The organism is Azospirillum formosense, from assembly GCF_013340925.1.
In the GTDB taxonomy this organism is placed as follows: domain Bacteria; phylum Pseudomonadota; class Alphaproteobacteria; order Azospirillales; family Azospirillaceae; genus Azospirillum; species Azospirillum formosense.
Window position 1 is genome coordinate 1 of sequence record NZ_WHOR01000182.1, and the last position, 11,633, is coordinate 11,633.

An 11,633-nucleotide genomic window follows, 5' to 3' on the forward strand; every position below is an offset into this window, starting at 1 on the left:
GGCCACCGCCTACTGGAATGCTCATAAACACCCATTCATCTGGGGGCGCCGGCGGCGCCACCGGGCGCCAAAACGGTTCGGCGTCGCCGCCCTCTCAAAGGTCGCCCTAATTTAGCGGATGCACCATTTAAGCTCCCCTTGGGCGCTGTGGCCGTGCCACCCGCCCCCGTTCAGCGGAACGAGGGGTAGGCGGCCTCGGGACGCTCCTTGCGTACGAAGAAGAAATCGACCTGCCAGAACGCCCGGTCATGGTCGCGGTACATCGGCTCGGCCATGTCGATGCAGTGGAAGCCCAGGCTTTCCACATGCTGGCACATGGCTGGGAAACGCCGGCTGTCCTCACCATAATTGTACATTTCGATCACCAGCAGCCCGCAGTTCTCCAAGACCCGGCGGGCGCCGGCCAGGATCTCGCGTTCCGTGCCATGCGTGTCGAGTTTGACCAGGAACGGCCCTTCAAGGCCGAGCCGCTCCACCTCACAGTCCAGGGAAACCTGCCGGACGGTCCATTGGAGGGCGCCGGCGCCGGGCATGGCCGTGCCGCCGAACGGATCATCGGCGGAATTGGTGAACGACGTCTCGCCATCCTCCACCCCGGCCGCGGCAAGCGTGTAGGTCAGCCGCGGATCGTTCGCGGTCAACGCCTCAAGCGCACCGTTCCAATGATCGAACGCTTCGATCAGGTGATAATGCGCGTCCGGCCAGAAGGTCCGCGCCATCTGCGACCAACGGCCATCGGACGCCCCGACGTCGATCACCGTCCTGCAATCGACGCCGCGCTTGTGAATGCGCTGCAACGAGTTCGCATGGCCGAGGATGTAGGGCGTAAAAGCCTCCGCATTGGCCTCGACAACCCGCCAGATGGCTTTTTTGAACGAGTCGACGGCGCTGTCCGGCAAATCCAAGATGCTTCTCCCAATTGATCGGTCCGAGGGAATTTGAGCGGCCCAGCGGATCGGAATCAGTGTACTCATGCAGCGGCGGCGTGCGCCATGCGGTCGCACGCGCTTCGACCCGAAAGGCTGAAAAACCTGTCATGCATCGCCGCTTTCTGATCGCCACCCCCAGCCGCGACAGCGCCGCGTTCATCGATGAGACGGTCGCGAGCGTGCTTGGCCAAGCTGGTGATTTCGAGATCGTCTACCATGTTCAGGACGGCGGGTCTCGCGACGGCACGCTGGAGCGGCTGGACCATTGGCAAAGGAGCCTTGAGCGCGGCGATTTGCCGATTCTGTGCCACGGGGTCCGGATGATGGTCGATTCGCGAACGGACGACGGAATGTACGACGCCATCAACCAGGCCTTCGCCCATCTCGGCCCTGGAGACGATACGCTGATGGGCTGGATCAACGCCAGCGACCGCCTCGCACCCGGTGCCTTGCAAACCGCCTGCGACGTGACGGCGGCCTTTCCCGACATTGAATGGCTGACCGGGCGGATCGCGCGGCTCAATGCCCGTGGCAGCCTCGTCCACATCGAGGATTGCTTCGCCTTCCCGGCCAAAACGCTTGCTGCCGGGCTCCACGACAACCGCCACCTGCCCTTCCTGCAACAGGAAGGCAGCCTGTGGACCGGGCGGCTGTGGCACGCCTGTGGGGGGCTGGACACACGTTTGCGGATCGCCGGCGATTTCGACCTGTGGCGCCGGTTCGCGGCGGTGGGGGCGCCGACGGTGGTGAACAGCGTGCTCGGTCAGTTCCGGCATCACGACCGCCAGCTCGGTGCGGGCGATGGTTACATAAGGGAGTTGGATGCCTCTTTCACCGAGGCCATGGCCGCCCATCGGGCGACGGTGTGGGCCGAATACCGGCTTTTGTCGTCGCCGAAGGACCTGGGTGGCTTGGCCGCCCAGGGCTTCACGGGACCGGTCGTCCAGTTCGTTGAGAGCCTGGGTGTCTGGAAACGTGTGCACCGCTTTCCCTTCGCTCAGCGCTGAGGATGTTCCCCCTTACGCAGAAACCAGACCGAAGAGGTGCGATGCCCGTGATCGTCGCGCGTCACCAGATGTGGCCGGCGCTCCGAATCCTCTCCCCGCACGGCGATCCGGTCCAGTGTGGCGTCGCTCAGGCTCCAGTCCACTCCCCCGCACGACACCAGACCGTTCCTGTCCGCAAGGATGCCCATCACCGCGGCGATCCGGCCCGGAGCCGGACAATTCCTCCGCCCCCGATTGTCGAGAGCGGTTTCTACGGAGCAAGCGATGACTCCGCCTCCAGCCAGTCTGCGGGCGGTGCTGCGCAGAAGGGTGTCAGCCTGCCGCAATCCGGCCGCCAGGAGAGTGTTCTGCGGGATCAAGACGGCATTCCATGAACAGTTCGGCCATGCAAGGTCCGCCGCCGGGGAGTCCAGATTGGGGAGGATAGACATCCGGTCCGCCCGGCGCATCCGCCGCCGCGCCAGCCAGCCGGCTCCATGCCCCTGAAGGTCGATGACGTCCACTCCGGCGGTCCGGAGGGACAGGAAATGGCCCAGCCCATCCGGCGCCCGGCTGACGACCGCACAGCGGGCATCATACCCGATCACGCCAAGCTGCCCCATACCGTACAGCATATGAGTGCGTTCCCACACCCCGCGGCTGCGCTTGAAATAGGCGTAGGTGGATGCCCGGAAAGGCAGGCCGTCACGCGTGAACTCCTCGGCAACGGCCCGCCAGTGGACATCCTCCCAATCCTCCGCCGCACAGAGCTTGTTGAGCAGCGGCGGCTCGGGGGGTCTGGAAGAAGAGACGATGAGAGGATCGATGCGCTCCCGCAATGCACGACTCGGCCGGCCCCGTTCGATCCAACGTCTGCGCTCCTGCCGTACCGGCTCAGGCACCGCCGCCCCAACAACGTCCAGCAACGCCAGAGCGACCGCCGTGCAGCGGTGCGGCTCGACGACGTCCGGCCCTTCGGCGGCAAGGATGAGATCCAGATCGCCGCTCGCAATCTCGACCTCCTGCCGGTCGATGGGAAAGGCCCGGCCCAGGGCCGCTCCGAGGCGCCGCCCGGTCTCGTCCGCCGCCCCATCGGATCGGACGGCGAGCCCTGTGCGGCGGACCTGCCCATGTCGGACGCGCGTGCTGAACATCGTATGCGTGAACATGACCCGCTCTCCGAAGCGCATGCCGAAGAACGTGTTGACCGCAGGCACGCTGATGAAACGCCTCGGCGTGCCCCTGCCCGCCGCGAGGCGTTGGCGCTCCCGTTCCGTCTGCTGAATGAAGAGGCCGTAGACCAAGCCGAGTTGCCTCAGCCCTTCCTCCGGAATCCCCTCGAAGCAGGGGCAGGGATCCTGCGCAAGCCAATCGTCGTCCAGAGCGAATTCGAACAGGAAAAGGGATGCCCGGCGGTCGAGCTCCAACGCGTCGACGGCTTCCACGCCGGGGAATTCATCCGGAATCACCCCACCTTCGGGCACCAGGACCGCCTCGCCATGGCCAAGCGCCCGCCAAGCCCGCAGCGTGCGCTCGAACATCCCGCGGTGGCTGCCGACATAGGCCAGCACCGCATCCGGCGGCGCCGTCGCCAGGAGATCCGCGACATAGGGAAGCGCGTGATCCGGGTCGAGCCGCAAACGGAAACGGGCGCTGAAATTGGTGAAGTCGTTCCATGCCTCACGTCCTGGATCGTCCTGCGCCGGCAGGCTTTCTTCGAGGGCGGCGGGCAGGCGGCCGGAAGGGGGGGCGTGCGCGCGGAATTCCTCCAGTTCATGACGCGCCAGTCCCCAACGCTCCGCCTGCTCGGGCAGGTCGTCCCGAACGACGCAGTCGATGTAGCGCACTGGATCGTTCATGACCGTGTCGTCGCGATGGATCGCCGTGGGAAGACGGGTGTGGCCGCAATGATAGGCCAGGACTTGGTCGGATAGGGAATCGACACGTCCATACCGGCGGTGCAGCCGATGGCACAGGTTCATGTCGACGTTCCAACCCGCCAGCATCTCTTCATTGAAGCCGTGAATCGCGAACAGGTCCGACCGGAGGACAAGCTGGAAGTCTCCGATGCCGTCAAAGCGCGTGATCGGATCGGTGTGCACCAGTTCGTTCAGATGGAAACGCGCCCCCCACCAGCGGAACCGTTCGATCGCCAAGCGGGGATCGCGGCGGTCCAGGGACTCCCACAACGATTCCGGCACTTCGAAACGCGGCACCTGATAGAAACCGTCTGGCAACCCGCCTGCCAGTTCCGACAAGGAAAGGCTCCCGTCCCGGTGGAGGAAGACCATGTCGGTGTTCGTGGACAATATCCAGCGGTTCCGCGGATTGGAGCGGCGCAGGCCCACATTCCGGGCGACCGATTCTATGGTCGCGTAGCCGGTTCGATCGGCAAAAAGAGCGTGCAGCGCCGGACGGACCCGGATGACGCGCAGCATCCTCCGGCAACGCTCGGTCAACGTATCGAGAATTGCTTCGACGAAGGTCGGCAGGTCGTCGGGCGTGTTGTAATCGACAAAGACAATCTCATCGCCGGGAGCCGTCAGAACCTCGGCAATGCTGTTCAGACTGATGGCGGCGCGTTTGTGAAGATTATAGCCGTGCGAGTCGTTTCTGCCGTAGACAATGACGGAAATCATGAAACACCACCAGGGCCATAGAAAAAGAAGGCGGACTCTCTATAAAGAAACTGCAGCAAGCCCGCCATATCCGCCAACTTCTGAAACAAAATCCGATGCTGCGCAACCCATCTTTGAAAATACGCAAGAAACGGTTATCCACAATTTTTTACCTTGACCTTCAGAAAAACCAATCAGAGGGTGGCCGAGCTTCCCGCTGCACCCTTCCCGGATTATCGATGCCGATCCCTTCACCGCTGGGTCAGGACGACATGGCCCGCTATGCCCAGGCCGACATCATCTTCGTCGCGCAGGACGGCTTCAAGCTCGCTCCCGCCCGTGTGCGCGCCTACAGCTTCGCAAAGCTGGTCAACCAGCGCGGACTGCGCGCGGAGGTTCTCTCCTTCTTCGACCATCTCGGCGCGACTGAGCAAGGCGGGTTTGCCGCCAATCTGCCGGAAGAGGAGAAGCTCCGCCTGAACCTGACCGCCTTCGATGTCCTGTCGCGCAACCCGCGGGCGCTGCTCTACGTGCAGAAGGCCGGCTACCATGCGATCGCCTGTCTGATGGCGGCGGCCTGCAACGGCAACCGGATCGTGCTCGACTACGACGACTATGATCTGGGCAGCCAGCCCTTCCGCCGGATCGAGCCCTGGCTGCCATCGCTGAAGCCCGAGGAGTTCCTCGGCCGCTTCGCCGCTCGGGCACAGGCCTGCGTGGCGTCAAGCCGGCGCATCCTCGACCTGCTCGCCCCGTTCAACCCGAACACCCACCTCGTCCACACGGTGGCGGACCGCGATCTGTTCAATCCAGACCGCCGCGCCGAAGCGCGCCGGCGCTTCGGCGACGCCGTGAACATCCTGTGGTGCGGGGATGTGTGGGGCGACATCCCCATGAAGGACATCGTCTTCGGGGTCGATGCCTTCGCCCTGGTCCCAAGCCGCATCCGCCGCAAGGCCCGTTTCCACATCATCGGCTTCGGGCGGGCGTGGGAGGAGTTGAAGCGGCGCCTGCGGCAGCGCCACCCGGACATGGACAATCTGGTCTTCCACGAGCACATCCCGCCGGGCGAGTTCGGCGCGGTGCTCAACGAGATGGACATCGGCGTGCTGCCCTACGCCGACAACGCGTTCAACGCCTCGAAAAGCCCGACCAAGATGTTCGAGTACATGCTGACCAAGGTGGCGATCTGCGCCACGCCGGTCGGCGAGGCCGTCCACTGCCTGGAGGACGGCACATCCATCCTTCTCGGGAAGGACCTGGAAGACTTTTCCGCCCGGCTGGCGACGCTGATCGTCGACGACGACAAACGCCGGGCCGTGGCCGAGGCCGCCTATGAACGGGCGCTCGGTGACTACACGCTGGACGCCGTCGGGGACCGGCTGACCGCCATCATCCGGCAGGCCATGGCACCGGAACCCCCATCCGGCCCGGTGGGGGTGCCGCTCGAAACCTTCATGCGGCAGGCAATGAGCCGCCGGCTGGCGATGCCCTCGCGCGAGGTGGCGCTTGCCCGCGGCGATCTGAAGGCCGCGGCGGCGGCTCCCGACCTCGCCGCTGTCGATCCGCGCCGCTGGTCGGCGCCGCTGCTGGCGCTGCTGGACTGGCCGGGCGCCGCGCGGAGCGAAGGCGTACCCGAAGAGACTCTGGCCCGCATCCGGGAAGCGGCGCTCCGCCACCGCAACGCCCGCCGCCTGCGCCCGCGCCTGCGCATCACCGCTATGGAACGGCCAGCCGGGCCGCCAAGCCTCGGCAAGCTGGCCGCGTCGGAGGATTGGGAGGACCCGGCCTGGTTCGCCTGGGCGCAGCGCTTCAAGACGAACTGCGGAACCTTTCACATCAACGCCGCCGACAACATTCCCGATTTCGAGGCGCTGCGGGACGACGACCTGCTCAACCATGTCTACAGCTACTTCAAGCGCAGCCGGGGAACCTGGGAGCGCGTGCATCTGCTGTACGGGCTGGACCGGCTCGGGCTGCTCGACGGGACGGCCCGGATGCTGGCCGTCAGCACCGCGGTCGACGGCTTCTACCTCGCCTTGACGGAATGGGTTTCCCGCGTGGATGTGCTGGACATCGGTGCCGATGCCGCGGCGCGGGCGGAGCGCGCGGCGGCGGGGGAGATGGACACTTGGCTGCTGAAGCCCCGTCTGTTCCACCGCGACCGGATCGCCATCCACCACGGCCTGCCCGACGCCCACTTCGCCGCCCCCGATACCGCCGGGGAACGGCCCTGGGACGCGGTTCTCCTGCTCCAGGACGCGATCTTCGATCCGGCAGCCGACAATGTGCTCGCCTGGGCGGACGAGCGGCTGGCGGACGGCGGCGTGCTGGCCGTCATGGGCCGGCAGCGCCTCGACGGCGGCACGGATGCGGTCGGCCTCAGCCCCGAACTGGCCGGAGATGGACTCGCGGCCCTGTTCGCGCGGCATACGGGCTTCGAATTGTTAGGCGGCTTCGATGCATCGCTGAGCGACGCGACGCTCGACCGGCTGGTGCGGACCGGAGCACCGGGCGCGGATAATCCTCATCTGGTCGCGCTGACCGGCGACACCCTGCACGCGTCCGTGGTCTGGTTCTGCCGCAAGGCGGGCCCCACGGCGCCCGGCGGCTGGGCGCAACTGGCCGCGGCGCTGCGCGCCTGACGCCAGAGCCGCACCGATACCCTTGATTTGAGGCTTTGTTAACCGCCCCCCTTCGATCATCGGCCCATCCCGCCGCAAGAGATCCGGACCCTCGTCATGAACGCCACACGCCCTTGCAGGATCGTCGTCACCGGCGGGGCCGGGTTCGTGGGGTCCAACCTCGCCCTCATGTTCAAGCGCGATCGCCCCGAAACCGAGGTCGTGGCCTTCGACAACCTGCGCCGGCGCGGCTCCGAACTGGCCCTGGAGCGCCTGCGCGCCGGCGGCGTGCGCTTCGCCCACGGCGACGTTCGCAACCCGGAGGATCTGGAGGAACTCGGCGCCTTCGACCTGCTGCTGGAATGCTCCGCCGAGCCGTCGGTGCACGCCGGCTATGGCGGCAGCCCGGCCTATGTCATCAACACCAACCTCGTCGGCACGGTGAACTGCCTGGAGGCGGCGCGGCGCCATGGCGCCGACATGGTGTTCCTGTCCACCAGCCGCGTCTATCCCATCGACCCGCTGCGCCGGCTGCCGCTGGAACGCGGCGCCACGCGGCTGGTGCTGCCGGACGGCGGCGGCGGGCCGGGCTGGTCGGCGGCGGGCATCGCGACGGACTTTCCGATGCCGGGCAGCCGCTCCATCTACGGCGCCACCAAGCTGGCGTCGGAGCTGATGATCGAGGAATACGGCGCCATGTACGGTCTGCGCGCCGTGATCAACCGGTGCGGCGTGCTGACCGGCCCCTGGCAGATGGGCAAGGTGGACCAGGGCGTCGTCGTGCTGTGGGCCGCCCGGCATCTGTACGGCGGCACCCTGTCCTACAGCGGCTTCGGCGGGGAGGGGCTCCAGGTGCGCGACATGCTGCACGTCGCCGACCTGTATGATCTGCTGAGGGTGCAGGTGGCCGGCATGGACCGTTTCAAGGGCCGGGTCTTCAACGTGGGCGGCGGGCCGGAGGTCAGCGTGTCGCTGGCCGAGCTGACCGCGCTCTGCGCAGAGCGCACGGGCCGGAGCATCCCCATCGCCGCCAGCCCGGAAACCCGCGCCGCCGACATTCCCTGGTACGTGACCGACAACGCGGACGTCACGCAAGCGACCGGCTGGCGCCCGCGGCGGACGCCTGGCGCCATCATGGACGAGCTTTTCGGCTGGCTGGACGCCAACCGGCGCATCCTGGAACCGATTCTGTTATAGACGACGCTCGGTGGCCACACCGCCCCATTCTTCCGAGGAGAACTCCCTCATGTCCGTCGTCATCGTCACTGGGTCCGCCGGTCTGATCGGCGCCGAAGCCGTTGGCTTCTTCGCGGAAAAAGGGTTCGACGTCGTCGGCGTGGACAACGACATGCGCCGCTACTTCTTCGGCGACGAGGCGAGCACGGCCTGGAGCCGGGAGCGGCTGGAGAAGCGCCATCCGTCCTACACGCACGTCACCGCGGACATCCGCGACCAGGACGCCATCGACGCCCTGTTCGCGCGCTACGGCGCATCCATCGCGCTGGTGATCCACACGGCGGCCCAGCCCTCGCACGACTGGGCGGCGCGGGAGCCCTTCACCGACTTCTCGGTCAACGCCAACGGCACGCTGAACCTGCTGGAGGCCGCGCGGCGCCATTGCCCGGACGCGCCCTTCATCTTCACCTCGACCAACAAGGTCTACGGCGACACGCCCAACGCCCTGCCGCTGGTGGAACTGGAGAGCCGCTGGGAACTGGACCCATCCCACCCCTGGGCCGCCCACGGCATCCCGGAGGCGATGAGCATCGACCAGACCAAGCACAGCCTGTTCGGTGCCTCCAAGGTCGCCGCGGACGTGATGGTGCAAGAATACGGGCGCTATTTCGGCATGAAGACCGCCTGCTTCCGCGGCGGCTGCCTGACCGGGCCGGGCCATTCCGGCGCCCAGCTTCACGGCTTCCTGGCCTACCTGGTGAAATGCGCGGTCACCGGCACACCCTACCGGGTGTTCGGCTACAAGGGCAAGCAGGTGCGCGACAACATCCATTCCTTCGACTTGGTGAACGCCTTCTGGCACTTTTTCCAGAAGCCGCGCAGCGCCGAGGTCTACAACATCGGCGGCGGCCGCCATTCCAACTGCTCGATGGCGGAGGCCATCACCAAGGCCGAGCAACTCACCGGCCGCCCGATGGCCTGGAGCTACGACGAGACCAACCGGATCGGCGATCACATCTGGTGGATCAGCGACATCCGGCGTTTCCAGGAGCATTATCCGGACTGGTCGCTGACCCGCGACATCGATGGCATCCTGGCCGAGATTCACGCCGAGATGACTGACCGGTTCGCCCGCCAGTGATTGCCCGCCCGTGACGGTTGGCCCGAGAATGACGATCCGCGGGGAGCGGTGGAAGGAAGCGCGATGAAGGTCCTGTTCAGCAATCCGCCCTGGTGGGTCAAGCGGTTCGAGTTCGCGGGCGACGACGCCCCGGCCTCCGCCTGGTTCAGCGGCGTGCGCGCCGGTTCGCGGTGGCCGCACACCAACCAAGCCCACTCCTCGCCCGGCAACTTCGTGTTCGGGGAGTATCTGCCCTATCCCTTCTTCATGGGCTACGCCGCGACCTACGCCGCCAAGGCCACCGGGGCGAAGGTCGTCTTCCGCGATTCCATCGCGCTGCGCGAGTCCTACGACAGCTATTTCCAGCACCTACGGGAGGAGCGGTACGAGTACATCTTCATCGAGACGGCGACGCCCTGTTGGGACCACGACCAGACCATCGTGCGGCGCGTCAAGGAGATCCTGCCCGACACCAAGATCGTTCTGACCGGCGCCATGTCCGCCAAGGGCGAGGCGGTGATGGAGCAGTTCCCCATCCACGCCGTCATCCAGGGCGAATACGAGAAGGGCAGCGTGCGCGTGCTGAACGGCGCGTCGGGTGTGCTTCCCCACGAGCTGCTGACGGTGGCGGAGATGAACGCCGCGCCCTACCCCTACTTCGACGAGGTCATCGCCCACCGCTATTGGGACGTGAACCCCGCCGGTCAGAAGGCGCCGCAGCTCCAGGTCTGGGCCAGCCGCGGCTGCCCCTACAAGTGCATCTTCTGCGTCTGGCCGGCGACCATGACCGGCAACGACCCGGACGGCACCGGCAAGCGCTCGGTCCGCTTCTACGAGCCGGACTATGTGGAGGGGATGCTGCGCGAGCTGGTCGGGCGCTACGGCTACCGGTCCATCTATTTCGACGACGACACCTTCAACCTCGGCGACAAGCACGTCCTGGGGATCTGCGAGGTGATGACCCGCATCGGCCTGCCCTGGTCGGCCATGTGCCGCGCCGACACCATCAAGCTGGAGACGTGGCAGGCCATGCGCGACAGCGGCTGCTTCGGCGTCAAGCTGGGCTTCGAGAGCGGCAACCAGTGGGTCAACGACAACATCGTCAACAAGCGCCTGAACCTGGAGACCGCGCGCGCCGCGGTGCATGAGATCAAGCGGCTGGGCATGACGGTGCACGGCACCTTCACCTACGGCCTGCCGGGCGAGACGCGCGAGCAGATGCAGGACACCAAGGCCTACATCGCCAGCCTGCCGCTCGACACCTTCCAGGAGACGGGCTGCGGCGAGATCGAGGGCACGCCCATGTCCACCCTGCGGGAAAAGGGCCATCTCGACCGCTACGCGGGGGCGGCGCTCGATGAGCAGTATCTCTACGTGCCGGACGGCGGCGAGAAGATGCGCCGCCTGTCCGAAGGCGACCTCGCCATCGGGGCCGACAAGGCCAAGAGCAGCTCCGACTACCTGATCCGCCAGTGGCGCGCGCTGGGTGCCGCGGTGACCGAAGCGGCGGCCGACGGTCCTGTAGCCCTGTGGGGCGTCGGCACCGACTTCTTCGAGACGCTGGGGCAGGTGCCGGCGCTGAAGCCGCTCATCAAGGACGGACGCGTGCGGCTGTTCGACGGCAAGCTGGCCGGCCAGTCGCTGGACGGTGCCCCGGTGGAAGCCCCCGCCGCCCTGCCCGGCTTCGCGGGGCCGGTCTTCCTGACGCCGCGCATCGTCTCCTCCCGCACGGCGATGCGGCAGGACGCGGCGCGGCTGGGAATTTCCGCCGCCGCCCTGCGCGATCTCTACGACGACGCGCCCGTTCTGGCGGAGTGAAACCGGACGGAGAGGCTGGTCAGGCCAGGAACCGGGCCAGCCTCTCCCACCCGCCGTCCGGGGTATCGGCCCGCTTGCGGGCGAACCAGACGGCGGGGGCGTGCAGGGCCTCGCCGGTGCGGGCGGCGAAGTTCGGGTTTCCCGAACCCGGCGCGCCGGTCGTCACGAAGCGGTCGAGCGTGGCGTCGCTGAGCGACAGGTCCGCCGCCCCCGGCAACTCCAGACCGGTATCCGCCAAGGCGTCCCCCAGCGCCACGGCCTGACGCGGGGTGAGCCCCGGCACGCCCGGACGGCCATTCAGCCGGATCTCCGCCGAGAAGGCCAGAACCCCGCCCGGCGCCAGACGCCGGTCGATCCAGGCC

7 protein-coding genes and 1 pseudogene are annotated in these 11,633 nt (G+C 66.9%); 5 read left to right on the forward strand and 3 right to left on the reverse strand.

Annotation, left to right across the window (positions count from 1 at the left end; all coding sequences use genetic code 11):
* Nucleotides 1–170: 170 nt before the first annotated feature.
* Nucleotides 171–905 carry an FkbM family methyltransferase gene (locus GBZ26_RS20415; RefSeq protein WP_174440412.1) on the reverse strand — a complete coding sequence of 245 codons (735 nt, stop codon included), beginning with the start codon at nucleotides 903–905 and terminating at the stop codon, nucleotides 171–173.
* Nucleotides 906–1,036: 131 nt separating this feature from the next.
* On the opposite strand from GBZ26_RS20415, the gene GBZ26_RS20420 reads away from it, so the two are divergent.
* Entirely contained in the window at nucleotides 1,037–1,936 is a 900-nt protein-coding gene (locus GBZ26_RS20420) for a glycosyltransferase (RefSeq protein WP_174440413.1), read from the forward strand.
* Here the strand turns inward: GBZ26_RS20420 and GBZ26_RS20425 are convergent.
* Nucleotides 1,927–4,554, reverse strand: coding sequence for a hypothetical protein (locus GBZ26_RS20425; protein ID WP_246654313.1), 2,628 nt, complete (start codon nucleotides 4,552–4,554; stop codon nucleotides 1,927–1,929). The genes GBZ26_RS20420 and GBZ26_RS20425 overlap by 10 nt on opposite strands.
* Before the next feature lie 218 nt (nucleotides 4,555–4,772).
* On the opposite strand from GBZ26_RS20425, the gene GBZ26_RS20430 reads away from it, so the two are divergent.
* The 4 genes from GBZ26_RS20430 to GBZ26_RS20445 all read left to right on the forward strand — a co-directional run bounded on the left by GBZ26_RS20430 (nucleotide 4,773) and on the right by GBZ26_RS20445 (nucleotide 11,271).
* A complete protein-coding gene (locus tag GBZ26_RS20430; RefSeq protein ID WP_246654315.1) occupies nucleotides 4,773–7,178 on the forward strand; it encodes a glycosyltransferase family protein in 2,406 nt (801 codons plus the stop codon).
* 96 nt (nucleotides 7,179–7,274) lie between these two features.
* Nucleotides 7,275–8,354, forward strand: coding sequence for an NAD-dependent epimerase/dehydratase family protein (locus GBZ26_RS20435; RefSeq protein WP_174440414.1), 1,080 nt, complete (start codon nucleotides 7,275–7,277; stop codon nucleotides 8,352–8,354).
* Between the two features lie 49 nt (nucleotides 8,355–8,403).
* The gene (locus tag GBZ26_RS20440; protein ID WP_174440415.1) at nucleotides 8,404–9,474 is read left to right on the forward strand and encodes an NAD-dependent epimerase/dehydratase family protein; all 1,071 of its coding nucleotides are present in this window, start codon (nucleotides 8,404–8,406) and stop codon (nucleotides 9,472–9,474) included.
* Nucleotides 9,475–9,537: 63 nt separating this feature from the next.
* Entirely contained in the window at nucleotides 9,538–11,271 is a 1,734-nt protein-coding gene (locus GBZ26_RS20445; protein WP_174440416.1) for a B12-binding domain-containing radical SAM protein, read from the forward strand.
* Between the two features lie 19 nt (nucleotides 11,272–11,290).
* On the opposite strand, the pseudogene GBZ26_RS20450 reads toward GBZ26_RS20445, so the two are convergent.
* Nucleotides 11,291–11,633: pseudogene (locus GBZ26_RS20450) on the reverse strand (glycosyl transferase); the annotation flags it as partial.

Coding starts and splice junctions, on each gene's coding strand:
- GBZ26_RS20420 (WP_174440413.1), top strand. CDS start 1,037: ATGCATCGCCGCTTTCTGATCGCCACCCCCAGCCGCGACAGCGCCGCG.
- GBZ26_RS20425 (WP_246654313.1), bottom strand. CDS start 4,554: ATGATTTCCGTCATTGTCTACGGCAGAAACGACTCGCACGGCTATAAT.
- GBZ26_RS20430 (WP_246654315.1), top strand. CDS start 4,773: ATGCCGATCCCTTCACCGCTGGGTCAGGACGACATGGCCCGCTATGCC.
- GBZ26_RS20435 (WP_174440414.1), top strand. CDS start 7,275: ATGAACGCCACACGCCCTTGCAGGATCGTCGTCACCGGCGGGGCCGGG.
- GBZ26_RS20440 (WP_174440415.1), top strand. CDS start 8,404: ATGTCCGTCGTCATCGTCACTGGGTCCGCCGGTCTGATCGGCGCCGAA.
- GBZ26_RS20445 (WP_174440416.1), top strand. CDS start 9,538: ATGAAGGTCCTGTTCAGCAATCCGCCCTGGTGGGTCAAGCGGTTCGAG.